The 26,453-nt window shown below is 67.6% G+C and carries 24 protein-coding genes; 10 read left to right on the top strand and 14 right to left on the bottom strand.

Annotation, left to right across the window (positions count from 1 at the left end; translation table 11 throughout):
- Together IPG50_10990 and IPG50_10985 are read right to left on the bottom strand one after the other, a co-directional pair.
- Positions 1–1,005 carry a MoxR family ATPase gene (locus tag IPG50_10990; protein ID MBK6692718.1) on the bottom strand — a complete coding sequence of 335 codons (1,005 nt, stop codon included), beginning with the start codon at positions 1,003–1,005 and terminating at the stop codon, positions 1–3.
- Positions 1,005–1,991, bottom strand: a complete 987-nt coding sequence (locus IPG50_10985) for a hypothetical protein (GenBank protein ID MBK6692717.1) — start codon at positions 1,989–1,991, stop codon at positions 1,005–1,007. The genes IPG50_10990 and IPG50_10985 overlap by 1 nt, the downstream gene beginning before the upstream one ends.
- Positions 1,992–2,162: 171 nt before the next feature.
- On the opposite strand from IPG50_10985, the gene IPG50_10980 reads away from it, so the two are divergent.
- The 4 genes from IPG50_10980 (at position 2,163) to IPG50_10965 (ending at position 6,302) form a co-directional block, all read left to right on the top strand.
- Complete coding sequence (locus IPG50_10980; GenBank protein MBK6692716.1) at positions 2,163–3,611, top strand: hypothetical protein; 1,449 nt, start codon at positions 2,163–2,165, stop codon at positions 3,609–3,611.
- An 11-nt stretch (positions 3,612–3,622) separates the two neighbouring features.
- Positions 3,623–4,123, top strand: a complete 501-nt coding sequence (locus tag IPG50_10975) for a hypothetical protein (protein ID MBK6692715.1) — start codon at positions 3,623–3,625, stop codon at positions 4,121–4,123.
- A 379-nt stretch (positions 4,124–4,502) separates the two neighbouring features.
- Positions 4,503–6,023 (top strand): hypothetical protein, encoded by a 1,521-nt coding sequence (locus tag IPG50_10970; GenBank protein ID MBK6692714.1) that lies wholly within the window; start codon positions 4,503–4,505, stop codon positions 6,021–6,023.
- Between the two features lie 63 nt (positions 6,024–6,086).
- Positions 6,087–6,302: a DUF2132 domain-containing protein gene (locus IPG50_10965; GenBank protein ID MBK6692713.1), complete on the top strand. Its 216-nt coding sequence runs from the start codon at positions 6,087–6,089 to the stop codon at positions 6,300–6,302.
- 3 nt (positions 6,303–6,305) lie between these two features.
- Here IPG50_10965 and IPG50_10960 read toward each other — a convergent pair whose 3' ends face one another.
- Complete coding sequence (locus tag IPG50_10960; protein MBK6692712.1) at positions 6,306–6,980, bottom strand: TetR/AcrR family transcriptional regulator; 675 nt, start codon at positions 6,978–6,980, stop codon at positions 6,306–6,308.
- Between the two features lie 154 nt (positions 6,981–7,134).
- Between IPG50_10960 and IPG50_10955 the strand changes: the two genes are divergently transcribed.
- A complete protein-coding gene (locus IPG50_10955) occupies positions 7,135–8,184 on the top strand; it encodes a fatty acid desaturase (GenBank protein MBK6692711.1) in 1,050 nt (349 codons plus the stop codon).
- Between the two features lie 11 nt (positions 8,185–8,195).
- Here the strand turns inward: IPG50_10955 and IPG50_10950 are convergent, their stop codons facing one another.
- The 3 genes from IPG50_10950 to IPG50_10940 all read right to left on the bottom strand — a co-directional run bounded on the left by IPG50_10950 (position 8,196) and on the right by IPG50_10940 (position 11,661).
- Positions 8,196–9,866: a polysaccharide deacetylase family protein gene (locus IPG50_10950; GenBank protein ID MBK6692710.1), complete on the bottom strand. Its 1,671-nt coding sequence runs from the start codon at positions 9,864–9,866 to the stop codon at positions 8,196–8,198.
- Between the two features lie 185 nt (positions 9,867–10,051).
- A complete protein-coding gene (locus IPG50_10945) occupies positions 10,052–10,549 on the bottom strand; it encodes a YkgJ family cysteine cluster protein (GenBank protein MBK6692709.1) in 498 nt (165 codons plus the stop codon).
- Between the two features lie 83 nt (positions 10,550–10,632).
- A complete protein-coding gene (locus IPG50_10940; protein ID MBK6692708.1) occupies positions 10,633–11,661 on the bottom strand; it encodes a trypsin-like serine protease in 1,029 nt (342 codons plus the stop codon).
- A gap of 245 nt (positions 11,662–11,906) precedes the next feature.
- On the opposite strand from IPG50_10940, the gene IPG50_10935 reads away from it, so the two are divergent.
- From IPG50_10935 to IPG50_10925, 3 genes are all read left to right on the top strand, one after another.
- Complete coding sequence (locus tag IPG50_10935) at positions 11,907–13,475, top strand: TldD/PmbA family protein (protein ID MBK6692707.1); 1,569 nt, start codon at positions 11,907–11,909, stop codon at positions 13,473–13,475.
- Positions 13,472–14,797, top strand: a complete 1,326-nt coding sequence (locus IPG50_10930; protein ID MBK6692706.1) for a TldD/PmbA family protein — start codon at positions 13,472–13,474, stop codon at positions 14,795–14,797. Before IPG50_10935 ends, IPG50_10930 begins: the two co-directional genes overlap by 4 nt.
- 291 nt (positions 14,798–15,088) lie before the next feature.
- Positions 15,089–15,952, top strand: coding sequence for a hypothetical protein (locus IPG50_10925; protein MBK6692705.1), 864 nt, complete (start codon positions 15,089–15,091; stop codon positions 15,950–15,952).
- Positions 15,953–15,991: 39 nt separating this feature from the next.
- Here IPG50_10925 and IPG50_10920 read toward each other — a convergent pair whose 3' ends face one another.
- From IPG50_10920 to IPG50_10910, 3 genes are all read right to left on the bottom strand, one after another.
- On the bottom strand, positions 15,992–16,507 hold the full coding sequence (locus IPG50_10920) for an OsmC family protein (GenBank protein ID MBK6692704.1): 516 nt from the start codon (positions 16,505–16,507) through the stop codon (positions 15,992–15,994).
- A gap of 67 nt (positions 16,508–16,574) precedes the next feature.
- A complete protein-coding gene (locus IPG50_10915) occupies positions 16,575–17,366 on the bottom strand; it encodes a tyrosinase family protein (protein ID MBK6692703.1) in 792 nt (263 codons plus the stop codon).
- Between the two features lie 292 nt (positions 17,367–17,658).
- Positions 17,659–18,276, bottom strand: coding sequence for a class I SAM-dependent methyltransferase (locus IPG50_10910; protein MBK6692702.1), 618 nt, complete (start codon positions 18,274–18,276; stop codon positions 17,659–17,661).
- Between the two features lie 75 nt (positions 18,277–18,351).
- On the opposite strand from IPG50_10910, the gene IPG50_10905 reads away from it, so the two are divergent.
- A complete protein-coding gene (locus IPG50_10905; protein ID MBK6692701.1) occupies positions 18,352–19,632 on the top strand; it encodes a hypothetical protein in 1,281 nt (426 codons plus the stop codon).
- 80 nt (positions 19,633–19,712) lie between these two features.
- Here the strand turns inward: IPG50_10905 and IPG50_10900 are convergent, their stop codons facing one another.
- Positions 19,713–20,105, bottom strand: coding sequence for an AgmX/PglI C-terminal domain-containing protein (locus tag IPG50_10900; protein MBK6692700.1), 393 nt, complete (start codon positions 20,103–20,105; stop codon positions 19,713–19,715).
- Entirely contained in the window at positions 20,105–20,908 is an 804-nt protein-coding gene (locus IPG50_10895) for an OmpA family protein (protein MBK6692699.1), read from the bottom strand. Before IPG50_10895 ends, IPG50_10900 begins: the two co-directional genes overlap by 1 nt.
- 286 nt (positions 20,909–21,194) lie before the next feature.
- On the opposite strand from IPG50_10895, the gene IPG50_10890 reads away from it, so the two are divergent.
- On the top strand, positions 21,195–21,698 hold the full coding sequence (locus IPG50_10890; GenBank protein ID MBK6692698.1) for a peptidylprolyl isomerase: 504 nt from the start codon (positions 21,195–21,197) through the stop codon (positions 21,696–21,698).
- Between the two features lie 14 nt (positions 21,699–21,712).
- Here IPG50_10890 and IPG50_10885 read toward each other — a convergent pair whose 3' ends face one another.
- From IPG50_10885 to IPG50_10875, 3 genes are all read right to left on the bottom strand, one after another.
- Positions 21,713–22,939: a hypothetical protein gene (locus IPG50_10885; protein ID MBK6692697.1), complete on the bottom strand. Its 1,227-nt coding sequence runs from the start codon at positions 22,937–22,939 to the stop codon at positions 21,713–21,715.
- A gap of 130 nt (positions 22,940–23,069) precedes the next feature.
- A complete protein-coding gene (locus tag IPG50_10880; GenBank protein ID MBK6692696.1) occupies positions 23,070–24,767 on the bottom strand; it encodes an outer membrane protein transport protein in 1,698 nt (565 codons plus the stop codon).
- A gap of 48 nt (positions 24,768–24,815) precedes the next feature.
- The gene (locus IPG50_10875; protein MBK6692695.1) at positions 24,816–26,180 is read right to left on the bottom strand and encodes a hypothetical protein; all 1,365 of its coding nucleotides are present in this window, start codon (positions 26,178–26,180) and stop codon (positions 24,816–24,818) included.
- Positions 26,181–26,453: the final 273 nt, after the last annotated feature.

Here is a 26,453-nt window from a genome sequence, read left to right as displayed (position 1 = left end):
TCAGCGCTCGACGGGGACGTGGCGAACCACGTGATCAACGTAAGCTCCCGCGCTCCTTTGCCCCGAGACCACGATGCGGTGCGCGAAGACGTCAACGGCGCAGCTCTGGAGATCGCCCGGCAAGACGTGGTCGCGCCCTTGAAGCATCGCCGTGGCCATCGCGAGCCGTAGCCACATCAAGGTCGCGCGCGGGCTCGGCGGCGTGAGGCATCCCGAGTCGGCGCGCATGGCCGAGACGACGCTCACGGCGTAGCGCTTGATAGCCTCGGCGACGTAGATCGACGGCAGGAGCTTCTGCCAGGCGAGGAACTCGTCGGCGCCGAGCACGGGCGAGAGCCCCGAGATGGCGACATCCTTGCCGAGGTGCACGTCGAGCATGCGAATCTCCGCGTCGGGCGGCGGGAAGCCCATGGTGAGGCGCACCGAGAAGCGATCGAGCTGCGCCGCCGGCAGCGGGAACGTGCCGTCGTGTTCGAGCGGGTTCATGGTGGCGATGACGAGGAACGGCTGCGGCAAGACGTGGGTCGTCCCGTCGACGGTCACTTGCCCTTCCGCCATGACCTCGAGAAGCGCGGCCTGCGTCTTCGGCGTCGCGCGGTTGATCTCGTCGGCGAGCAGCAGGTTCGCGAAGACGGGGCCCGGCACGAACTCGAAGGCCTTCTTGCGAAGGTTGAAGACGTTCGTGCCGGTGATGTCGAGCGGCAAGAGGTCCGGCGTGAACTGGATGCGCTTGAAGGAGCAATGAATCGACGCGGCCACGGAGCGCGCCAGCATCGTCTTTCCCACGCCCGGCACGTCGAGCAAGAGCACGTGGCCGCCGGCGCACATGGCCGAGAGGACCTTCGCGACGACCTCCGTCTTCCCGAGGATCACGCGCTCCACGTTCTGCAGCACCGTGCGGAACTGTTCGCCGACCTTGGCGATGCGCTCCTTGTGGCTCGCTTGACCGGGCCCTTGGGCAGCGCCGGAGGCGACGGGGGCGTTCTGGTACGGAGAGTTTTGCATCAAGACCTCGCGGGAAACAGAAAGAGAGCAAGCCGACGAGCCCACCGTTCGAAGCGACTCACGTCGCCGAAGGTGTACACCTGAACCATCGCGTCGAGGCGCTCGGGATCGATGCCCCAGGCGCGCCCGTAGTCGCGGACGATGCGCAGCTCGCTCGGGTCGAACTGCCCATCGGCCCACGCCATCTGGAGCATTTCTTCGAGGAGCTCCTCACGGCGCGAGAGCGTGGCCGGAGGATCGAGCTCGGCGGGACGCCACACGCGGATGTCGTCGCCGAGGAGCGGCGGGTGGTTGCGCTTGGTCGCGGCGCGCCTGAGCGCCATGTGATCTTCGGGCGAGGCTTCACCGTCGGCGGCGGCGACGGACGCCAGCGCCAGCAGCTCTTCTCGTGCGCCGCCCACGCGCCTTAGCGAAGGGATAGACGGTGCGCGAATGGTGTCGGGAGCGTCGTCGCTCCGCGAGGGCTCGCGCGCGCTGACCTCGGAGCCAGCGGTGGCTCCTGCGCCGGCGGAGAAGAGGAAGTCGGCGACGTCGAAGGTCGTCTCGATGACCTCGCGCTTCTGCAGGGCCGCGTGCAGCGCGGCCACGCTGGCGCCCACAAACGACGCCGAGAGGAGCGCATCGGCGTCGTGGAGTCCTTCTTCTTCCGCCCAGCGCTCCAGTGCACGCGCGACGTCCGCTGGAGATGGGAAGCTCGTCGCCGGCTCCGTCTCGCGGGCGTCCGCGGTGGCGCCGCAGAATGGGCACCGATGCGCCTCATAACAAGCGTCGTCGAGCGTCGCGCCGCACTGCGGGCATCCGTCGCCGGAGGCCAGCCGCGCCGCGGTGTCCGCGGAGGACACGCCCTCTGTGGTGCGGAGGCACATGCGGCACCGCGACGCGACCGCCACGCCGAGGCGCGAACACGCGGCCTGGTCATCCCAGGTCTCGGTGGTCGCGCCCTCGACCAGACAGGCCGTGCAGTTGCCGTGGGTCTCGAAGGCCACGGGGCGATTCTCGCACGACGAGGCTCCGGCCACAGCGGTTACCGGTCATCCGCCAAGGGTGCTGGTCGGTCCTCTGTCCTGTGGTCCTCTGTCTCGGAACGCGCGACAAAACGGCGCCTTTGGCGTCGATGTTCGAGTGCAAGGCGAGGCGAAGCGGCTACCGTCTTCCGCATGCGCACTGGAACAAGGTGGACCACCCTCGCGACGATCTGGCTGGCCCTCGGCGCCCTTGCGGCACAGGCCTGCGGCTCCGACGGCGAGGGAGGCGTTCAGGTCCCTGACGTCGACGGCGGCGAAGACGCCATGGCGCTCCTCGATGGCACCGCCGCCGACGGTGGCTCGGGCAGCGACGCGGCTGGCAACGCCGACGCGCCCGACCCCTTCGCGTTCCCTGATGGCAGCGTCATCCTGCCCGACGGTGGCATTCTCTTGCCCGACGGCGGCGTGATCTCCATTCCCGACGGAGGTGTGCTCCTCGCCGACGGCGGAGGCATTCTTCTGCCCGATGGTGGCGTGATCCCCATCACCGACGGCGGGCAGGTCGGCGTCGTCGACGGCGGCATTTCGGCGCCTGACGGCGGCATCGTGGTGATCCTGCCCGACGGTGGCCGCTGCGTGCAGGCCACTTGCCAGGGCAAGCTCTACGCGTGCGGCGACTGCATCGACAACGATGGCGACGGCAAAACCGACATGGACGATGTCGGTTGCTTGGGCCCGTGCGACAACACGGAGACCGATCTCACGCTCGGCATTCCCGGCGGCAACAACGCGCCGTGCAAGGCCGACTGCTACTTCGATCAGGACACCGGCTCGGGCAACGACAAGTGCGTCTGGGATCACGGCTGCGACCCCCACGAGACCTCGCCCAACTTCTATCCTGAGACGCAGAGCGGCGCCCAGTGCAAGTACGACTGGGAGAAGACCAAGGTCCAGGGCAACGGGACCTGCTCGGAGTTCTTCTATTCGCCGGGGCAGCCCAACGAGTGCCACAACTTCTGCGGCCCGCTGACGCCCAACGGGTGCGACTGCTTCGGCTGCTGCACCTTCCCCGCGCTCGCCAACGAAGTCGAAGCGGTGCAACCGCCGCTCGCCGATGGAGGCGTGCGCCCCGCGGCGAAGCCCAAGTACGTGTGGCTCGGCTCGCTCGATACGAACGGAAACCCGAGCTGCACCGCCGACAAGGTGAACGATCCGACCAAGTGCCACTCGTGCACGCCGGTCCAGTCGTGCCTCAACACCTGCGAGCGGTGTGAGCTGTGCATCGGCAAGACGACGTTGCCGGCGGATTGTTTGCCGCCGCCGCCACCGCCGGTCATTCCCGATGGCGGCATCCCGCTTCCTGACGGCGGCGGCACGCTCCTCCCCGACGGCGGGGTGCTTTTGCCCGATGGTGGCGTGATCTCGATCCCCGACGGCGGTTTGTCGCTGCCCGACGGCGGCCTGATCCTCCCTGACGGCGGCATCGTCCAGTCTGACGGCGGCGCCTTTCCGGCGGGCGATGGCGGCACGTGCGGCGGGCAACTCTGCTTCTCCGGCGCGGCGTGCGGGCTCGCGTGCCAAGCGCCCTGTCCGACGGGTCAGTTCTGTCTGACCGGCTGCTGCACTCCGAACCCAAAGTGAGCTCCCTGTTCATGCGCCCCAAGTTGATCAACGCCACCGCAGTCTGCGCTCTCGCGCTCTCCGCCGCAGCAGGCGCCGTTGCCGCTTGCAGCAGCGACGAAACGACGACCCCGACCGCGGCCGATGCGGCGGCGGACGCTGCTGGCGCTACCCCCGAGGGCGCGGCGCCCGATGCTTCAGGCGTCACCGACGGCGGCGTTCTGTTCGCGCCGGATACAGGCACGCCCGACGCAGGCGCGTGTCCGCCGAGCCAGCCGCTGTTTGCGTCGGGCTTTCAGCCGGCGTGCGTGAGCTGCCTTGGTGCGAGTTGTTGCGCGCAGGTGAAGGCATGCGAGGGCGTCGCCGACTGCAAGGCTTTCGCCCAGTGTTTCGCCGGCTGCATGGCCGACGGAGGGACCAAGTCTCCGTGCCAGACGACCTGCATCGCTGGCAAAGACGGAGGCGCCATTCAAGTGCCGTACAACGAGCTCGTGCTCTGCGGCGGGAACGCCTGCGCCGCCTGCCCGTATTGAGCCGAGCGGTGTGGCGCCGGATGCGCTAGCCCCGTCCCGGGTCGGTCTCGGTGCCGGGCTTCCACCCCCGAACAAAGGTCCCGAGCTCCCGGAACGCCGAAACACTCGAAATGCATGCACATTCACCGCACCTTGCCACGCGCGCTGGACGCCGTCTGGATCAACGGTCCATCGCCTGAGACCGCGCGGCTCAGACAAGCGCGCTGACCATTGGTGGGTTCACGCGGTATCAGTCGCTCGAGAGCGGCCCCGATCCGCGAGTCATGCGAGATCGCCGCCTGGCGCCTCGACAACCCGCTGGGAGGCAACGGTTGTGTCCATTGATCAGCGTCGCTCGTGGAACAGCGCGTGCTGCAAAGGGAGGTGAAGGAGATCACCCATGCGAAGCTTCCTCCCCTCGATGTTGCCGGCCTTCGCCCTGCTCGCCGCGTGCTCTGGCACCGGTGACGACCAGGGCGAATCGGGTCGCGTTGCGTGGAACTGCTCTCGCGTCGATGTGCCCCTCGGCCAAGCGTCCGAGTGCACCGCCACCGTGTCGTCGGCGCTGCTCACGGCTGCGACGAGCAGCGACGGCGTAGCGCCCAGCGTCTTCGACGTGAACACGAAGTATGCGATCTACACGTGGGACTGCGCGCCCGGCGTCGTGAGTCCGCTTTGCCCGGGTGCGGACGGCACGACCGACTCGAGCGGCGCCGCGGGCGCGTCGAGCGGGAGCGGCAGCGGCGGCACCGGCGCTACCGGCGGCGGCGGCATCGCGGTTGGCGTCGCGTACGGCGGCGGTGCCGGCGCAAGCGAGGGCACGTCGGGCGGCACCGGCGGAACGGCCGGCACCGGTGGCGCGACTGGTACCGGTGGCACGGCCGGCTCCGGTGGCACTGGCGCCGAGGGCCCTATCGGCGTCGGGTATGCCTCCAACGGCGGCCTCGCATCCGAGTGTGCGTACGGCCCAGACCTCACCTATTGCGGCGGGGCTGCGGCGAGCGGCGGCTCTGCCGCAGGCAGCGGTAACGGCAATGGGAATGGGAACGGGAACGGCGCGGCGAACGGTAACGGCGGCGCCAATGGCAACGGCAAGGGCAACGGCGCCTCGAGTGAAGGCTCGCCGGGGGCGAACTCGGCGGGCTCCGCTGGTGGTGGTGGTGGCGCTTCGGGAGGCGGCTACGGCGGCGGCTCCGGCGGTGGCGACGGTGGGAGCGGATACACCTGCGTTGGCGAAAAGAGCGGCGCGGTGAAGTGCCGCAGCAAGAAGCCCTCTTCTTGTGTGAAAGGGGCCAAGGCCGCCGAGTGCGGCGCGTGCGTGCCCGAAGGCGAGTCGGGGGGCGATTGCGCTCCGCCGGGCACTGGCGGCTGCTGGATCACGGGCGGCGGCTTCGTCTCCGTGACGACCGGCGGCAACGGGAAAGCGAGCTTCGGCGGCAACGGCAAGCCCATGAAGGACGGCCGCATTCAAGGCGAGTGGAACCACGTCGATCACGGCACCGGGGGTCACATTCACGGAGAGGTTCGCTACTTGGTCTGCCGTCACGTCGACGAGCCCGGGCCCGGCCACCCCTCGGGACCCAAGAAGGACCTCAAGGACAACCAAGCGTACTTCGGCGGGCCCGCGCGCTTCGCCGAGACGGGGCCGCTCGCCGAGGGCTATTGGTTCGACGTCTTTGTGGAAGATCACGGCGAGCCCGGCAACACATCGAGTCAAGGCAATCGCCCCGGCACGGCGCCCGACGAATACCGGATTACCCTTCGCAAGCAGGTCGACCCGGCCAACCAGCAGTCGGGCACGATCCTGTATTCGGCCGGGTTGGGTCAGCTTGGCGGCGGCAACATCCAGCTTCATCCGCCGAACGGCGGGCACCCGGCGACCGCGTCGAGCTTGCCCAAGTGGGTCTCCTTCGAGAACTGAGCGCCTCGTAGACGCGTCGAGAAGCGACGATGTCACCGCCAAAGGCGTGCGACACTCGCTTCCGTGACGCCTACGGATCCGTTGCACGGCGTGACGCTCGAGATGATCCTCGAGCGTCTCGTCGCGCGTTACGGCTGGCCCGAGCTCGCCCGAGCGATTCCCGTCCGATGCTTCCAGTTCGACCCGAGCATCAAGTCGAGCCTCACGTTCTTACGGCGTACGCCGTGGGCGCGGGCCAAGGTCGAAGCGCTCTACCGTGAGAGCGTGAGCGAGGCCTGAGGCTCAGGGGCGGGCGCCCGCCTTCTTGGCCTTCCGGGCGGCACCCTCCGCCGGCACCTCCTCCACGAGGTACCGAAGCACGAGGTCGACGATCTCGTCCGTCAGGACCTCCATGTCGAGGCCCGGCGGCCTTTCGAGGAGGCTCGCGAGCATCGTCGCGCGCACCGATTGAAAGGCGACGAAGGCCGCGGCGTCAACGTTGGAGCGGCGCACCGTGGCGCCGGTGGCTGACAAGAAATACCGAATGATGGCGACGATGCGCGTGTCGAAGGCGTGGACCCGATCGGCGTGCAGCGAGCGAAGCCCCTCAATGGTCAAGACACGGTGGAGCCCCGGGCACGACGCGTAGAGGCTCGCGAGCCCGCGAACGACGGCGGTCACGGTGTCGCGTGGCGATTGCGTAAGGTTGGCGGAGGCGAGCACCGTCTGCATGAGCTCGAGGGCACGGGAGAACTCTCGGTCTTGCAGCGCGTGGAGGATCGCGTCGCGATCGGCGAAATATTGGTAGAGCGTTCCCACGCTCACGCCCGCCACTTCGGCGATGCGCGTGGTGGTGGCCGCGTCGAGCCCCTCGCGATCCAAAATCCGAATGGCTCCCTCCAAGATCGACTCGACGGTGGCCTGCGCGCGGGCCTGAACCGGCGGTTTTCTCGGGGGTCGCTTCGCTTGCTTGGCCATGACGAAAACCTGAAACAAACCCGAAGGGGAGGCGAATGGCCGAAGGCTCAGTTTGGCGGGAGGATGCTGGTCACCTGCGGGGCATCGCGAAGGCGCGCGCTCGCGGGACAGAACTTCCCACAAGCTGGCGCGAATTCAAACGAAGAAGGCAAGCATGACCACTGTAAGAACGATCACGAGTGACGGCGCCGGCGCGGTCTTGCGGCACGCGGCGGATCGAAAGACCGTCGTATGGACGCTCCTTCTGATGCCGGCCGTGGCCATCGTCCAATACGTGTGGCCCAAGACCGCCGGGTTCTTGATGCCGCTGTCGATCTACCTCGCGTATTGCGCCGGCGTCGTTGCCCACAACCACAACCACACGCCAACGTTCGTCGACCGCAAGTCCAACGGGTGGTTCTCGACGTGGATCTCCATCTTCTACGGCTACCCCGCCTTCGCGTGGATCCCGACGCACAACGAGAACCACCACAAGTTCGGCAACCGCCCCGGCGACGCCACCATCATCTGGCACCGCTTCAAGAAGAACAACGCCGCGGCGGCGCTCTTCTACTTCTTCGTCTCCGCGAAGGAGCAAGGCCCGCTCATCGCGCGGTATATCGCCAAGGCGCGCGAGAAGCGGCCCGTGATCTACTCGCTCATTCGCACGCAATACGCCGTCGTCTACGGGGTGCACGCGGCGGCCCTAGGCCTCGCTCTCGCGCTCCACGGCCCTTTGCGCGGCCTTCTGGTGTACGCCTCGGCGCTCGGAATCCCGGCGGCGCTCGCGCTCTGGGGGCTCATGTTCACCAATTACCTCCAGCACGTCGACTGCGATCCGTGGTCCAAATACGATCACTCACGCAACTTCGTCTCGCCGTGGCTCAACTGGTTCGTCTTCGACAACGGCTTCCACACGATTCATCACGAGCGCCCGGGCCTTCACTGGAGCCTCGCGCGCGCGGCCCACAACAAAGAGATCGCGCCGCACATGGACGCCCGCCTCGCCGAATCGTCGATCTTCGGTTACTGCCTGAAGACCTACCTGCTCGCGCTCGTGAGCAAACGCTACCGAGTAGCACCGCTCGTCACCGTGGCCGAGCTGGAGGCGCGGGAGCGTGAGGAGCAACGGCGGTGGTCGCGAAAGCTGCCTGACGAGCCCGACGAACCGGACGTGACGAAGGGAGGCCCGCGTTGGCGGTGCCTCCCTTCTGTCGTTTCGTAACCGTGTCTCGCTCAGCGATCTTCGAACTCGGGCTCGCCCTGAATCGGCGAGCGGAAGAGGAACTCCTCGGTGCCGAGGACGCCGCGCCAGACGCCGTTCTCGCAGTCGACCGACGTCTCGTGGAAGTTCACCGCGGGGCGTGTGCCCTTGAAGCTGCGCTTGCCCGTGACGATGTGGCCCTTGCCGGACTCGATGATGAGGCTGAGCTTGCTCTTGTCGTTCGGATCGGACGCGAAGCCGAGGTCGTATTCGACGCTCCACTCGTCGCCACCTACGGCCTTGACGGCGGCCGTGCGTCCGTCGGCGTTCGCCGCGACCTTGGCCGTGCCGTTGTATCGGTAACACTCGCCGGGCATGGCGACGTAGGGCGCGCGGCCGTCGTTCGCCGTCTTCCCGCCGCAGTTTTCCTGCTTGATGAACACCTTGAAGGGGCGACCGGCGGTGCGGCCGTCGCTGCGGACCTTCGTGAGGTTCGCGTAGTTCGAGCAGGCATCCCCCTCGTCGTTGTCGGCGTCGAGCACCGAGGGAACGATGAGGTTGAAGCGACGCTCCGACTGGACCTTCCCGTCGGCGCCGATCGCCGACACGTACACGACGTGCTGGCCGGGCCCGAGGTCCTTGTTGACGACTGTGCCACCGCGGCCCGTGGCCGCCGCGACCTGTGCCGACGTTGGCGGTCCGTCGAAGCTGACCACGCCCTTCGCCGCGCCGACGGGCGCGACGTCGAACGTGACGCTCACGTCACCGTCGTCGTCGACGTCAGCAGACGCGTTGATTTGAGCGCCGGCGACCTGCTGCTGCTCCTCGTGGCGGGCGAAGTCCTGGACCGCCGCGTCGTTCTTTCGGAGCGAGACGAACTTGAACTTCTTCCCGGCAGGATTGCGCGGGTCGACGGGAGTCTCCAAGAGCCGCTTGATGAGCGACACGGTGCCCTTGCCCGTCAGCATGTCGATGGTCTTCGCGTGGACGTCGTGGAAGAGCACGATGCCCTTCTTGCGAGCCTGCGCTTCGGCGACGTAGCCGTTCGCGCAGACGTCGACGGAAACGCCGTTTCTGCCCCAGCAGGCCCAGTCGGCGGAGAAGCCGCCCTTGAGTTCGCCGCCGATCTCCCAGAAGACCGGGCCGACGTAACCGTTGCCGCCGGCGCTGTTGACCTGCTGAATGTTGGAGGCACCGAGGGCCGTGAAGGCGCCGTAGGGCGGCCGGAAGAACTTGATGGGGCTCGCGAACTGGGACTGCGACGCCTTGATATGCGGCAAGAGGTGGCGGTCGGCCGTCATGATCTCGTTGATCGAGCCGCTGACGCCCTGCTTCGGGAGCGGGTCGGTGTGCGTGTTCGAGTGATTGGCGACGATCAGGCCTCCCGGGACTCGCGCCGAGTTGGCAGCGATGTACGCCGACGACGCGGGGTCGCGCTCGGAGTTCTTGCCAACCTGAAAGAAGATCGCCGGCACCTGGTTCGCGACGAGGAAGTCGACGAGCTCCTTGGTCCGCGGGCCGGGCCCGTCGTCGAGCGTGAGGACGAGCTCGCCTTCCTCTAGGCCGAAGTGGCGCGCCCCGATGTTGGTCGTCTCGAGGGCGTCCTCGGAGCCGTCACCGTCTTCGGCGGGGGCGGCGCTGCAAGCGATGCCCAGCGCGGAGAGGCTGCCGACGGCCAATAAGGAAAGGAGAGAGAGGCGCATGGCGGAGTTCCTTCTGGGCCGGAAAAAATCCGACTCCACGAGACCGTAAAGCATCGGCCATGCCGTCGCCCAGGCGCGCCAATCGCCTGACTTTGTTGGCTTAGAACCCTCTCTAGAGGTGGTCGATGGGGCGTCCATCTGAGGTCGCGTCGCACCATGTGCTTTCCCCGGTCCGCCCCCACGCCTCAGCGGGAGAAGTACCAATCGAGCAGCGAGCGGGCGTCGCCCAGGTCCGCGACGCGGGCGAGCGCTGCGGCGTGGTTGCCCCAGACGACGTCAGCACCCTCGGGGAAGCGCGCTCGCGCCTCGATGCGAGCGCAACCGAGGACGCCGTCCCGGTCGGCGTAGAAGCCGTAGGTCCGACAAGCCACGGGCCTCGCGTCGTACACGCGGCATGTCCCACGTGCGTCATCGAGCAGAGGGCAAGCGATCGGACGCGTTGCGCCGCGCCCGCGGCGCTCCGTCATTGCCGCGGCGATGGACTGCTGTTCGCTCTCGGCAAGTCGCTCAAGCGCGGCACTGAGCATCTCCCACTCGATGCCGGTGAGCTCAGGCACGGAAGCGAGCGACCGACAGCAATCGTCGCATCCCGCGCGGCACGGCCAGTCGTCGTGCGCCAGGGTGATGGCACCGCAGCGCACCGCGACGTCTTCCGTGAGCAACTCGAGTCGCTTCCTCGTCACCTCGCGATGTTGCCGCGCCTCGTTGGCCTCGACAAGTCGCGCCTGCGACCTCGTCCGTCAGCGAGTGTCCGTCAGAATGCCCGTCAAGGAAGAACGGTGGCGCCTTCGGCTCGCAGCCAGTCGCCCATCGAGGTCTCCGGTGCACCCTGCGCCGGATTGGCGTTCTTCGGTCGAATCTTCGCGCCGTCGTCGAGGCGCGTGTGCCAGTTGGCGAGGACGTTGTAGTTGCCCTGCGTGGTGAAGCCCGCGTGAACCCCCGCGACGGCCCACGCTTGGCGGCCAGCGGCGCCGCGTTTGACGAGGACCGGTCCTCCCGAGTCGCCAGCGCACAGGCTCGACACGTTCTCGGTGAAGAGGTAGCGCGCGCCAAGTTGCTTCCAGTCGTCGGAGACGGCACCCACCGAGGCGTTCCCATCGACGACCTTGGTGGCGCCGATGCGGAGAATGTTGTTGCGCAACCAGGACGGCGGCGCAGCGGCGTCGCCGCTGCACCCGTACCCCGCGAGTGTGACGGCTTCGCCCGCGACGAGCGCCTTCGTGGTGACGGGAATCTCCGGGAGGTCGCGCACCGAGTGATTGACCTCGCCCGACTGCGTCGGCGGCGCGAGGTCCTTCATCACGACGAGCGCGACGTCCGAGGCGCCGCCCGTATAGGCCTGCGCGTTGCGCGTGAAGCCGACGGTGCGGCAACGATTCTGTTGATCGTCCGACACGCTCCAAATTTTGCACGCCTCCTGCCACGGCTCGTCGAGCGAGATGTGCTCCAAGAAGGGCCAGCGCTGGCGTTCAACGCGATCGACGTAGGGGCCGTCCTCGTAGTTCGACATCTCAATGGATATCTCCTTCCCAGGGAACGGTGTGAGGGCACTCTCGGCCAGAATGCAGTGGGCCGCCGTGAGAAAGTGGCGTGGGCCAACCTTCGTCGCAGTGCAGCGACCCAAGTACACGACGGGCTTCAGCTCTTGCCGCTGGGCCATAGCCGGGACACCGCCACCGATCAGCGCGCCTTCCGCCGCACCTTCGTCAGACCTATCGGCGGTGCCGCCGCAAGCCACGCCGCAAGCCAGCAGGGACAACATCGCAGACGCGATGGTGAAGACGTGCATTCTCATGATGGGGCCGACTGCAAGCGCTCGGCCAAGGCGCCGAGGGCGGGCTGCGTAGGGGCATAACTGGGATGCGCGCCTCGTGAGGGGTCGCGATCGCGCGGGCGCGAAGGCGTCGGTGCGCGGATTGAGATCCGCCGGCGAGCGGGCGCTTCTCGCGATGGGAATAGCAGCGCTCGGTCCTCGGTCCGTAAAGACCAGACCGAACCCGCGCCGTTGACGTCGCGCCATATGCCCCAGAGGATTCGCCCATGCGTGATCGAAGCTCGCTCCTTGGTCGTCGTGACGTGCTCCTCTCGGCCGGCGCCGCATCGCTGAGTCAACTCGTCGCGTGCGCGCCGGCCATCACGTCACCGTCGGCTCCGTTGCCAAAGGAGGCATCGCCGAGGCCGCCGCCGGGCCTCGTGCTCAAGCACTTCGCCGCGTTCGGCGTCGATGAAAACCTCCTCCGGGAAGGCTTGTCGGCGGCGCTGTCGCGCGGCGCGGAGCGTGCGGACCTCTACTTTCAACACGACGTCTACACGGCGCTCTCGCTGGAGGACGGCCAAGTCAATCGCGCCCTCACCAACGTGACGCTGGGTGTCGGCGTGCGGGCCGTGCGCGGCGACCAGACAGGTTTTGCCTACACCGAAGACCTCTCTCTCGAGGCCGTGCGGCGCGCCGGCAAGACGGCGGCGGTCGTGGCGAGCGGCAGCGCCGGCCGCATCGCCGGCGCCTTTCACGCGCTCGAGCTTCCCAAACGCTACACGGCCGCGTTGCCTTGGGAAAACGTCGCTATCGCGGAGCGGCTGCCGCTGCTCACGCGCCTCGAGGCCGCCGCCGTGAAGGCCGACCGTAGGGTCCGAACGGTGCGCGTCTCGTTGGGTGATTCGCACGGCGCCATCCTCTTCGTCGACAGTGACGGCCGCGTCTTCGAAGACTTTGGCCCCATGACGACCTTGCGCATGTCGTGCACGATGGACCACGGCGGTCGCCGCGAATCCAATGGCTACAACGTGGCGGCGCGCGCAGGCCTTGAGTTCTACACGGACGATCGCTTGGGCCGCGTCGCGCGCGAAGCCGTTGCGCGCACGAGCGTGCTCTTCGATGCGAAGCCAGCGCCGCTCGGCGAGATGCCCGTCGTCTTGGCCGCGGGCGCGTCGGGGATCTTGCTCCATGAAGCCATCGGGCACGGCATGGAAGCGGACTTCAACCGCAAGAACACGTCGATCTACGCCGACCGCGTCGGCAAGCCGATCGCCAAGCACATCGTGAGCATCGTCGACGACGGGACGATCCCTTTCGCGCGAGGCAGCATCAACGTCGACGACGAGGGCAACTTGGCCGAACGGACGCTCCTCGTCGACAAGGGCACCTTGGCCACCTACCTGCACGACACCATTTCGGCGAAGCACTACCGCGTGAAGCCGACGGGCAGCGGTCGTCGCGAGTCGTTTCGTCATGCGCCGATGCCGCGCATGCGCTCCACGTACATGCTCGCCGGGCCTCACGGCGATGACGAGATCCTCGCCTCCGTGAAGCGCGGCATCTACTGCACCAACTTCACCAACGGCCAGGTTCAGATCGGCGCCGGCGACTTCACCTTCTACGTCAAGAATGGCTACCTCATTGAGGACGGCAAGCTCACGCAGCCGATCACCGACGTGAACCTCATCGGCAACGGACCGAAGGTCTTGGAGCAAGTCGACATGGTCGGCGCGAAGCTCGAGTTCGACGAAGGCGGCTGGACTTGCGGCAAGGACGGACAGTCGGTGCCCGTTTCCCTCGGCATGCCGCGCGTTCGCGTCGCCCGCATGACCGTCGGTGGGAGGAAGGCATGAGTCAACAAGAGCTCCTCGTCGCAGCCCGCTCCGCCGTCGCGCTGGCAAAGAAGCACGGCGCGAAGGACGCGGCGGCCAGCGCCTCGCGGTCTCGCGAAGTCGAGACGACCTGGCGCGACGGCAAGATCGAGAAGGTGTCGGACGCCGTCTCTCGGTCTGTGACGCTTCAGGTCTACGCCGACGGCAAATACGGCTCCATGTCTACGAGCGATCTGCGCCCCGACGCGCTCGATCGGTTCGTCGCAGGCGCTGTTCAAATGGTTCGCGCCATCGCTCCCGACGTTCATCGGACGCTCCCCGACCCGTCGCTCTATGCGGGCCGAAGCACTGAAGACCTCGGGGCCTTCGACCCGGCGCTGCTCGAGGTGACGGCTGACGCTCGCGTCGCGCGCGCCAAGGCCCTCGAGGAGGCGGCGCGCAGCGTGAAGGACGGCGGCCGCATCCTGTCGGTGTCGACGGCCGTCTCCGATCAGACCGTCGCCTCGTCGCGCGTCACGACCAACGGCTTCGAGGGCGCGTTCCAGGCGAGCTACGCGTCGCAGTCGGCGAGCGTTTCGGTCAAAGACGACGACGGTCGGCGACCGGAGGATTGGGCCTACGCCACGACACGGAAGCTGTCGTCGCTGCCGGCCCCGGAGCTCGTCGGCCGCGAGGCGACGGAGCGAGCGCTCGCTCGGCTCGGCGCGAAGAAGATGCCGTCCGGTACCATGAATGTCCTCGTGGAGGCGCGCGCGCGCGGGCTCCTCTGGCACCTCGTGGGCCCGCTTTCCGGCGCCTCGCTCCAACAACGCGAGTCGTTCCTCGAAGGAAAGCTCGGGAGCGCTGTGGCCAGTCGCGAGCTCTCGCTCATGGACGATCCGCTCCTTCGCGAGGGGCTCGCGTCGCGTCCGTATGACAGCGAAGGGATCAGCACGAAGCGCCGCGCGCTCTTCGAGAAGGGCGTCCTCAAGACCTACCTCCTCGACGTCTATTACGCGAACAAGCTCAAATTGACGCCCAACTCCGGCGCGACGACCAACGTCCTGGTCGCGCCGGGGACGCGCTCGAAGGACCAGCTCACGGCCGACATGAAAGACGGCATCGTCATCACCAGCTTCCTCGGCGGAAACTCCAACGGCACGACGGGGGTCTTCTCGCTGGGCCTCGCGGGCTACCGCGTCGTCGCCGGCAAACGCGCTGAAGCCGTTGGCGAGATGAACATCTCCGGCAATCACCTCGACTTCTGGAAGCGGCTAGTCGCCGTGGGCAACGATCCGTACCTGTATTCGTCGCTGCAATCGCCGTCGTTGCTCTTCGAGAAGGTGTCCGTCGCCGGAACGTGAGGCGAAGCCTCCGTCGAGCAGCTTCGAGACGCAGGCGCCGCACAGGCCTTGGGCGCTGGCCAAGGGTGATGCTCGCAGCGCATCGTGTGCACGTCGCGTGCAGCACTTCGTGTCCATGAGCGCGCTGCCGGCGCGCGGGGCTGCAAACGGCGTCGGCTTCGGGGGCGCAGGGAGGCGGAATTTCCAGGCCTGCGAGTCGCAATTGTGGCGGAAGTTCGCGATGACGCCCACGCTGGCATGTGCTTTGCGGCGCGGCGCGGAATGACGCGTCCGTTCTCCCTGTCGACTCTCGTGGCTCTGCTGGCTCAGGCATCGGTTGGGTGCGGCACAACCCCTCCATCGGACGCGACGTCCGAAGCGGCGCTTGAGAGTGAGGCCCCCGCCAGCTTCGAGCTCATCCAAGCCGGCTTCTTCCACAACGACATCGCGCGCCAGAGCGCGGCCTGGCGCTTGCTCCCCAAGCTCGTCCACATCGGCTTCGCGGACGCCCGGCCGCCCCTTGCGGTGCGCGAGGGAGACGATGGCGCGCGGCCGAGCTGGGAGGGCGTTCAAGATATCCCCATCGAGTACGACGCGGAGGGGGCCAACAAGGCCGTCGTCGTGACCGTGCCGAGCGAGCATCGAGGGAAGGCGTTCGCGCTCTTCGCCATGAAGGTCGAGCGCTTCGACGGATCGATGGGCGCGTCGGCCCAATGGCTCCGCGAACAAAGCGTCGACCTCAAGGCGCCCGCCGGTCGCTTCGTGGGCGTCGACGCGCAGAGTTATGCAGCGTATCCCTTCGCCGGCGAGTGCTTCCAGACGCGAGTCGGCCGCGAGCCCGCCTTCGCCGGAAAGCTTCGCGGCGTCGTCTATGGGTTCACCGATGCCTCGAGGGCGGCGTACGAATCCAACAACGACGTGGCGTGGGTCGATGTGGAAGGCGCAGCGAGTCACGAAGGCTTCGCGCCCGTGACCGTTGCCCATGATGGCGGCTACAAGGGCACTTACGTGTCGTCGCCGGTGTGGTTGCGGGTACCGGAGGGCAAGAGCCTGGTCTTCAAGGCCAGCTTGTCCCGCTACGAGGGCGTCTGCTACTTCGGTGACGACACGAAAGAGATCGCCGGCCCTGCGGGGAAGTTCAAGCACCTCACGAAGACGTACTTTCAGGCGGATTAAGGGGCTTCTGTCGCCGGAACGTGAAACGCCCAGCCTCGCTCACGCGGACGGCTCTGCGAGCTTCACGACGACGGTCGGCGGTTTCGCGAGCGTCTGAAAGACCACGCAGTAGCGCTCGGTGAGCTGCACCAACTTCTCGAGCTTCTCCGGCGGCGCGACGGCGTCGACGGTGAAGGTCACGTCGATCGACGTGAACCCGACGGGGGCGTCTTTGGACACGCCCAGCGTTCCCCGAAAGTCCAGCTCGCCGCTCGCCACGACCGTTGCCGCTCCAAGCTCAATGCCCATCGCCGTCGAGACGGCGGCGAACGTTACGCCGGCACAGCCCACGAGCGCCTCAAGGAGCATCACCGCTGAGCACGCGGCCGTCCCGTCGCCGCCAGCGGCCCGGTGCAACCCCGCCGTGGTCAAGCCTTGGCTCGACTCGAGCACGCAGGTGACGTCGGTCTGCGAGACGCGCCCTCGCGCCGTGAGCGTGACGAGCGCGGACGCTGGCGACTCCTTGTATCGGGCCTTCAGCGGTGCCTGGAGTTCGCGGAGGTGAGCGGCGTTCATGACGTGCACCCTACACGAGCCTTTGCGCAGGCGACGGCATCTCGGTCGTCATCCGGCTCGTTCCCGCTCAGTTCGTGGGGCACGCCTTGGGCGCTGCGACCTTGCAGTCGATCCACCGCTGGTAGATCTCGTCGACGGTCGCGTGCCACACCCAGAAGATGGGCGCCGCGGGCGAGTCCATCGTACGCATCGTGCCGCCAATGGTCTCGTGGACGACCGTGTGGAAGCCCGTGCCGCCGCCGAAGCCGCCGCCCAGATCGTCGGCGAGGGCGCCCACGGAGGGGAACTTGCAGATCTCCTTCGTCGTGTAGCGCGTGGGGATCGGCACGGCTGGCGCTTGCGTCTCGAGGCCCTTGACGTTGACGCGCCGGCCATGAACGTTCGTGTACGAGTTCGTGTAGGCGAACTCGCAGAGCAAGCCGCTGTTGTTGGTCGAGCTGACGCTGCCGAGCGTCTCGCAATCGCCCCCCGTCGGCGGATCGAGCTGGAAGAATGGTGCGGGAACCTGCGCCGATGGCTTCCACGAGGGAAGTCTCCCATTGGGCAGCTGATGGCCGATGGCCGCCTCCATTTGCCCCAGGTACCAGCGGTGGCACGTGAGGAAGTGCTCGCCTTGGTGGTGAATGGCGTGGTGCGCGCGGACGACGCTCACGGATACCTTCCCCTCCGAGGGATCTTCCCACGGGACCACTTCACCGCGTCTCGCGGGGACCGAGAGCTTTGCCGTTCGGATGTAGCCGTCAATGGCGTCGTTGATGCGCTGCTGTTCCGCGGCAGACAGCGAACCGAGGTCCACGCGCGGCGAGGGGCCGCTTCCCGCATCGCGAGCGGCCGACGCACTCGCCGGGGTCGAAGTCACCCCCTGCGCCTTCGCGTCGCCCCGCGAGGGCTCGCTTGCCGCTACGCCCTGCTCTTCGCCCCCATAACAACCGCACAAGAGGGCTGCACACGAAAGGAGCCTCGCGACCTGCATTGACCGCTACGAAGGCGAGCCGCGTTCCATCGCACCTCACGAGCTATCGGCCCGGGATTGTTGGTGGAGCAAGGGTTTCTCCGCCTCCCCGGATCCGTTTGATCAGCCCATGACATGGAGTCGATCCGTGCAATGTTCCGGGGCCGCTGTTGCGGCTCTCGGGCGCGCCTTCCTTACGCTATCGAGGCTTCCGCGCGACGCCGCGAACGGTGGGGCGGACGATGGGAATGGATTTTCTCATGCTCTCCGCCGTCACCGCCTCCAGTGCAAAGCCGGCGCGCTCGATGGCCTCGCCAGTGCGCCGCGTCAGGTGACAGTTGCCTGCGATGCGTTTCCACAGTGGCTCGAAGCGCCGCTGCCACGCGAGTCGCGACGGCTCCTCTGAAGCGACGTGCTCGAGGAACACGAGGGTGCCGCCGGGTCTGAGGACGCGCCACGCCTCCGCGAGCGAGCTCGCCGGCTCCGTCACCGAACAGAGGACGAGGGTCGAGACGACGACGTCGAACGAGTCTCGCGTCACCGGCAGACGCTCCGCGGGCGCGCCGATGAGCTCGATGCGGTGCGTGCTGCCCTCGACCCTTCGCGCTAGCTTCGACCGCATCGCATCGTCGGGCTCCGCGAGGACCAGTTCGGTGACGCCCGCTCCGTAGTGCGCCAGGTTCGCTCCCGTGCCGGCGCCGATCTCGAGCACGCGACCCTCGAGCGGAGCGAGCAGATCATGCCGCCATGCCGCGAGGCACGCGGCTTCGGCGCCTGCCGTGGCCCTATCGTAGATGGCGGCGAGAAAGCGAGACACGCGTCACACGATACCTGGCGCCGACCCGTACCGGCGATGCGACGTGTCGCGGCCGGCTGCTATCCTTTGTCATCTATGGATGAGCGCGCTTCGCCGGCGCCCCAGGGCGCTTCCGGTTCGCCGCTCTTCGAAGGCCAATGCCTCGAGCTTCGGCGCAATTGGTACGTCCCGTCCCTTGGCCTCGCGATGACCGCGCTCGGTCTTTGGACGTTTTTTGGCACCCGTGGCCCGAACGGCGCGTTCGGCCTCTTCGCTCTGTGGATGGGGCCCTTCCTTGCATTGCTGCCGCTCTTGCGGAATGCGTTCCCCTTGTCGCGTCGCCTGACGCTACGCGCCGACGCAGGGCGGCTCTGTCTCGGTGAGGGCGAGGGCGTCCGCGAGGTCGATGCGCAAGACATCGTGGAGGCGAAGCTCGTCCCGCGCGAGGGCAAGGGGGTCGATACGGTCGCCGACTTCACGCTGCGCGACGGCGCGCGCCTTCGTCTTTGGCTCGCACGACCCGAAGCCACGCGTCTCCTTCACGCGCTTGGTGTCGGCGTCGGCCAACGGCGGGCCACTTTTGAGCGCGTCGTACCGTTCGGCGCTCGGTACCTCATCGTCTCGCTGGGGCTAGGTCTTCCCGTCTACGTGCTTCAGGTCGTGTGGGCATGGTTCAATCACACGGACGCGCTCCTCGCCGTTGTGGCGTGGCCGTTCATCGTTGCCTTCTTCTCGTTCGGGCCGGCGTGGATGTTGGGCCTCGTGCGCGGGCGGGTCGTCGTAGGCGCCGATGGGCTCTTGTTGCGCTGGCTCGTCCGCGAGCGCTTCGTGGGATTCAATGAGGTCGCGGCCGTGAGGTCAGTGGAGTCGCGGCTCGCGCCCCACGTGATCGATACGGTCGTGGAACGGACGGCGGGCCGCCCCATTCGCTTGCGAGCCCTTGAGATGCCCGACACGGAGAATGAACGCGGCACCAGTGGAAAAGCCCTCTTCGCCCACGTCACGCGCGCCTGGGCCACTTGGCAGGAGCGCGGTCCAAGCGGCGCCGCACCGGCGCTATTGGCGCGCAGCGGGCGATCGTCGACCGAGTGGCGCCAAGCGCTCGATGGGCTCGCACGAGGCACCGCCCGCGGGTACCGCGCGGTAGCCGTGAGCGCCGAGCGGCTCGTAGAGATAGCGCGCGACCCTCTGTCTCCCGGCGACGTGCGCGCCGGAGCTGCCGCGGCGTTGGTCCTCGCGCAACGTAGCGAGCACAAGGAGACCGTTCGCGTGGCCGCTGAGGCGTGCGCCGATCCGGGTACACGCGCCGCGCTGTTGGCGCTCGCGGAGGCCGAGAATGAAGCGGCCGTGGAGCAGGCGCTCTCGCGCGTCACGTGAACGCGGGGCTTGCGTTCGGCACAAAAGAGAAGAGCCCCACGCGGTGACCGCATGGGGCTCTCTCCGAGTGAGCGGTTCGCTCAGCTCTTCGGCGCGGGCGCCGGCGGCGGCGGTGCAGCGAAGTCGTAGGTCCACGTGGCTTGACCCGTGCGCGCGTCCGGCGGCTTGATCGCCAGCGAGCCCACGGCCTTCGTCACGCATTCGCCCACCGCGTCGGGGGCCGTCGAGGCGGCCTTGTCGACGCTGATGTTCACGAACTTCCCGGTCTCCGTCTCGACCTCGAACTTGATGGTGACCTTGCCCTGCGCACCGGGCGTCGCCTTAAGGACGCCATCGTAGCAGCCGAGGATCTCCGCGTTCTTGGACTCGAGCGCAGCCTTCGTGTCGTCGCGATACATCTCGGGGCTTCGCGCCGCGAAGGAGCAAGCCGTGAGGGAGAGCGACGCCGTAACCAAGAGTAGTCCCTTCTTCATCACTTCTTCTCCGCAGGCTTGGGTTCGGGCTTCTTGGCGGGCTCGGCAGGCTTCGCTTCGACCTTCTTGGCCGTTTCGACCTTCTTGACCGCTTCCTTCTTCACCGGGGCCTTCGGGTCCGTCGGCTTTACGCCTTCGGGCTTCTTCAGGTCCGCCGGAACGGGCGCCGCGTCGGGAGCCTTTTGGGTCTCCTTCTTCTCCTCGACGACCTTCTCTTTGCCCGTGGCCGGATCGATCTCGACCTTCTTGGCCGTGACATCCTGCTCGACGACGAGGAACTCGACGCGACGGTTCTTCTCGCGACCTTCCTCGTTGTCGTTCGGCGCGATGCCCTTCTCCGAGCCCCAGCCCTTGGCCGTGAGGCGCGCGGCGTCGACGCTCTCCTTCTTGATGAGGTGCTCCATAACCGACTTGGCTCGGTCATCGGAGAGCTTCTTGTTCTTCTTCGCGTCGCCCTCAGCGCTCGCGTGGCCCTCGATGGAGAGCTTCTTCACGTGCGCGTTGTTCTTGATGACGTCGGCGATGTCCTTCAAGAGCGAGAAGCTCGCTTCCTTGATGATGGCCTTGTTGACCTCGAACTGGATCTTCTCTTTGAACTCGATCTTGTTGTCGCGGAGCTCGACGCGCGGCGGCGGCTTCGGCGGCTCGACGGGCTTCGGCGGCGGGGGCGGGGGAGGCGGCGGCGGAGTGCCGGCGATGAGGATGGGTTGCGCCCCGGCGAACTGTGTCGCACCGCCGCAGCCAACGGCTGCGACCATCAGCGACAGAGCGGCCAGGCAGGTAAGGTACGGTCGAGAGTGCATGGTCATTCCTTCTTGCTTTGCGCGCCGACTCCCGCTTCGAGGGGAGGGGCGCGCCCTAAGGTCCGAATCGGCACCGGCGGCCGGGGCAGTGTGACAACAGCCGTCCGCGGGCGCCTCGACCTTCCTAGACGGCTCGGGCGCGAGAATCCATGCAAATTTCCATGTGGGTGCAGCTCGCCCCCAACCGGATGCGCGCGAGACACCACGTTTTTGTGGATGAGCCGCCCGTCGACCGAGGGCGCGCCTTCGCGAGACTCGTGCACCGTTTCCGTTCTAGCCTCCCGGCATGTCGACCACAGTCGTTCTGGACACCTCCCTCGGCTCCATCCACCTCGAGCTCGACGCGACGCTCGCGCCGCAGACCGTCGCGAACTTCCTCGCCTACGTTGATCAAGGACACTACGCCGGCACGCTTTTCCACCGCGTGATTCCGGGCTTCATGGCGCAAGGTGGCGGCTTCGACGCGAGCTACGAGAAGAAGCCGACGCGCGCGCCTGTCGAGAACGAAGCGAGCCCGAGCGCCAAGAACCTCCGCGGCACCGTGGCCATGGCCAGGACGAGCGACCCGCACTCGGCCACGGCGCAGTTCTTCGTCAACGTCGCCGACAACGCCTTCCTCGACCAGCGCGACAAGTCGGCATCGGGCTTTGGTTACGCCGTCTTCGGCAAGGTGACGCAAGGCATGGATGTCGTCGACAAGATGGTCGCCGCGCCGACGGGAGCGCAGGGACCGTTCGCGAAAGACGCGCCGATGCAACCCATCGTCATCACGGGAGCGCGCCGCGGGTAGGCGCCCCGCTGGAGCTACTTGACGATGACGCCGTTCTCCGAGCCCGTGCAGACGCTCACTTCGAGCAGGACGTAGAGCAGGGCGCGCTCCTGCGGCAAGAGCGAGCCCGCGCCCGACGACTCCGTGTGGTACGTGCTGAAGAGGACGCGGCCGCAGCCTTGCTCGAAGCTCACCGTGGATGGCTGAGGCTTGCCGCCGATGAGTCCGTTCACCCAGACCTTTGGCGTGATGGTCACGTCATTGCCCGCCTTGTCCTTGCCAGGGCGGGCGTTGATGCTCGTGATCTTCGTGTAGTTCTTCTCGAGTTGGAACGTCGTGACGCCTTGCGCGGCGAGCCACGCCTCGAGCCCCGGGTCTTCGACCTTCGCCGGCGCGTTGTACATCCCTCCGCATCCGCTGCAGGGCTGGGTGCTCTGCCCTTCGAAGCCGACGTAGCCAGCCCAAGGTTGGTGCACGAAGTCGTAGTGCCAATCGGTGACGTAGAGGCGCCCGCCGCCCTCGGCGAAGCTCCGCAGGTTCTTGATGGTCGTTGGATCGACCGACAGGTCGCTCTCGGAGCCGCAGGGCAAGAAGACGATGTCGAAGGCGTCCAGGCGCTTCGCGTCGCGCAAGAACGTGTCCGCGTCGGACACCATGGTGAGCGCCGCCTTGGTGAGTCCCAGCTCGACGAGCGAGTCTTCAATCTTGTCGTAGCTCCCGGACACGACGGCCATGGCAGGGACCTCGTCGCTCTGCGCCGCGTTTCGGGCCGACGGGAGCGTCGTCAGCGCGCGCGGCACGTCGTTGTCTCCGCCCACGACGTCAAACTCGCGGGCGCGGCGAAAGCCGCCCTTCTGGACGATGAGCGTGCGCACTCCGAGCTCGTAGGAGGGAAGCTCGAAGGAGCCGTCGGGTTCGGTGATCGCGAATGGGGTGTCGGCGCTAAGCGTGACGCACTCGTCGCAGTGTTTGCCGCGGGTGAGGGGAGTCGGAGCCTCGGCCGCGAGGTAAACGAGGGCGCCAGCGATGGGAATCTGCGGGTTCGGGGCGCGAACGCTCCCGCGCAGCGTCGCCAAGACCTCGTGCGTCGGGGCCGCGCCGTCGACGAAGTCGGTGCCTGCGGCGCTCGCGTCTTCGCCGGCGCCACCTTCAGCGGTCGCGGTGGCCGACGACCGACCGGCCGGTGAGCATGCGCCCGCCGTCACGCCCACAAGCGTCGTTGCGAAGAGCACTCCCAGCAGGCCGACAAGAGAACGCCACATCGCCCCGCAGGTACACTGCGTGGCTAGCTGGCGCCAGCGGCAAGACCTTCGGAGACTCGTTCGCGAGGTATAGGCGGGACAATCCCGACGGTGGTCGAGTGCGCTGAATCGGGGGGCGCTCCAGCGTGACCTAGCGTCGGGGTCGCGGCCGCGGCTTCTTGGCAGGCTTCCGGCGCGGCGGCGCCGGCGCCGCGTCTTGCACGGGCTCCTCGTCGCGCGGCTCGGCGTCGCGCGGCGGTGCCTGCCGCTCGTCATCATCGCGGGCGGCGTCTCGCTCGTCTTCCGCCGCGCGCGCATCCTTTGGCGCCGTTTCGTCGAGCGAAGCGTTCGGCTTCGCTGGCGCCTCCTTCGCGGTGGCCGGGGCCGCACCGAAGGTGACGGCGATCCCCAAGGACAACGTCCGCATGTGGCCTTCGTAGCGGCCGTTGTTCACGGCCCCCAAGAGGGCGCCGTTGGCGCCCACCGGGTCACCGTTCTTGAGCCCGTTGGATGGGCGAATCGCGCCGTTCGTGACCGTGCGCGACGGAGAGAAGATCTCCGCGTAAGCGACGTTGAACGTAAAGGCACCGCTCTTGAGGCCGGCCCCAACGGTCACCCCGAACTTGTCGAGCGTGTTCACATCCACGCGCGTGTACGCGTTCGACGTGGCCGTCGAATCATGAAATGCGCCGGCGCGCACGGTCATCACGGCTCCGAGTCCCAAGGCTGGTGCGTCCCAGTTGTACGCGCCGCCTCCGCGCACGCTGTACGTGTCGCCATAGCCGTGCGGGCTCACAGACTTCACGGGGCTCGCCTTGCCGCCGATGTCGATGCTCGGAATGTCCACGGTAGGTCCGAAGCCCTCGGCGCCGCTCCACGCTTCGTACGTTGCGTCGAGCTCGACGTCGCCGCTCTCGCGCTCGCCTTCGAGGACGCGGTAGCGGCCGCCGGCGCGAAGGACGAGCGGAAAGCCCACGAGGAGCGTGGCCTTCGCGTCGGGGATCGGTGCCGGCTGCGCCGACGGCGGCGTCGTCGAGACGTTCCCTTCGGCGCGCATTTTCCATGGCGAGCGCACCATGAGGCCGAACTCGAGGGTGTTCGACGGTCGCCATAGGGCGCCGGCCGACGCCGCGAACGATGTGCCGCTCGCGCGGAGGCGCGAGTCCACGTCGCAGCCGCGAAACTCGGCGTTGGGGCAAGAGGTCGCGCCGAAGTCGGCGTAGCTGATGGCGAGCGCGTCGAAGCTCCCGTAGACGAGGTGGCCTCCGAGGCCGATGTCGAGCTCCGGCAGCACGCGATACGCGCCCGCGAGCGTCGGGTAGACGGCCAGCGAGTCGCCGCTGACGGAGTCGTAACGCGCGGGGTTTGGCGCACCGGAGGCGCCGCTCCCCACATTCAGAGGAAATACGCGGTTGCCCGAGCCCGCTGGCGTCAAGAGCCCTGCCGCGAGCGTGAGCCTCTCGAAGGCGCCGAAGTCCGTCGACGCGGTGAGCGTGGGAATCACCGCAGCGGCGCCGAGGTTCTCGGACTTGGGGAATGTGCGCCCGCCCCATGGCGTTGCCGGGTTCTGCGCGTTGTCGGTGTAGGCTCCGGCCCGCGCGAACGTGAAGCTGTCGGAGACGACGTTGACGTCGAGCTGGAGGCTTGTCCCGCGCTGCTTCGCGAAGCCTGCGACGTTGTAGAGCAACGCCGTTCCGTTGTCGGCCTTCGCCGTGAAAGCGGCACCGCGCCCCATGGCTTCGGCGCCGAGATCGGGGACCTCGTAGCCGCCAGCGCGGGCCCGAGGCGCAACGGCGAGCAAGAGGCTCGTGATGGCGACGGTCGTGGGCCAGGCGGGGACGCTTCGCACGATGTTCTTCGGGGCAGCCTAGCGAACATCGCCGCGGCGCGGCAGCCATCAGGGCGGGCAACCGGGCGCGCCGGTAGACGCGCCCGTCAGCGGATTCTTGCAGGGTACACACGTATGCACGTTGTCGCAGCTGCCTCGATCCATGGCGATGCCCTCGAGCCCGAAGTCGAGGCAGTCGCTCAGGCATACGCCCGAGTAGGTTCCGAGCAGAGCGGAGGCTTGGCACGGCTTGCCGGCGAAGGCGGAGTCCACGACCATCTCCGCGGGGACGCAGTAGACGCCCTTGTTCTCCCCGAAACACTCGTCTTCGCTGAGGTACTCCTTGTCTTGTCCCGGCGGGATCATCTGATTGGGAATGCAGCGCCCGTAGGAGAAGCCGCCCTTCTGGCAGCAACCCTTGAAGACGCGCTGCACATCGACGGGACCGCGATCGCATGATTGCCGACATGCCGCGGTGGCCTGTCCAGTGAGCGGATCGAAACAAGGCGCGCAGCGTTCGAAGGGCTGGCACGTCGAGACGGGGAGCTTCGAGGCTTGCGCCGCGACTTCTGGAAGATCGACGTGGAGGCATCGTCCTTCCACGCCGCCGACGGAACCGCAGGTGCGCGGAATGAAGTTGCCGCCGGTGGCGATGAAGAGATCGGGGACGCAGAAGCCGCCGCCGCAGGCCGCGAGCTGCCCCTGTTGCGAGGGAGGCACGAGGTTCGCGGGCACGCAGTGAGCGCCGCCCGACGTTCCGCACGGCGGCAACGTGTTCGGGTCGAGCACGGGCGGACCTTGATGCGGGCACTGCTGCGGCGCCGCCGGCTGCGTCGTGCCCGGCGTGGGGGCCGGTTGGCCGAACTGCTGACCCTTGTCGCAGGCGGCGGCGGCCGCAGCCGCTTGTTCCTTGCTGTGCCCAACGTCGCAAGCTCCGCTCGGTTGATTCGAGCGAGGGTCGACGCAGGGCGCGCACCGCTCGTCGGCCTCGCAGACGTCCTGCGTGAGGATCCCGACGACCTCCGCAACCTGCTTCACGCACACGCTCATGCAGGCGCCGTCGAATCCGTTGAACGCCTTGCACTTCTTCGGTTGGTAGTTGGGATCTTTGACGAACGTCTCGGGCACGCACAGGCCCGTGGCGCAGGTGTCGAGCTGCGACGCGACGCCAGCGGGAACCTTCTCGCGTGCGACGCAGCGCGCGCGTCCCGTTTGGCCTGCCGTGCAGCACGCGGGCAACGTCGACGGGTCGCCGATGCCAGCGGCCGGCGCCGCGCTCGAGCACACGGCCGCGGAGGGCGGCGGCAGACCCGACTGCGTCGCTACGGGGCGCGGCGAGGGCAGTGGTGCTCCATAGGGGTCGGCGCTCGAACAGCCGACCACAAGCGCCGCGACCGCCAACCCACAACCCACCGCCGCGCGAACGAGCTCCATCTGACGCCGCCTCCCTGACGGTTCGTACCCTTCAAGGTCTGCGCCATCCGCGCGGCCGATTTGGCTGCAATTTTCAGCCTCTAGGGCGCCCGTTTGCCCGCGTTTCCCGACATCGGCGCGGTTGTGGGGCAAAAATGAATCGCTCCCGCGAGTGTCGCGATTTGGCCGCAAAACTTCGCGCTCGTCGCGTGCGGTTTGCACGTTTCCGCGCCGACCGAGGCGGTCAAGTCGCCGGGGAGTGGGTGCACCCCCTGAGCTATCGGCGATCGACGT

This window comes from Myxococcales bacterium (assembly GCA_016703425.1).
GTDB lineage: Bacteria > Myxococcota_A > Polyangia > Polyangiales > Polyangiaceae > JADJCA01.
Note: the sequence above shows the minus strand (reverse complement) of the source record. Positions and strands in the feature narration are given on the sequence as shown.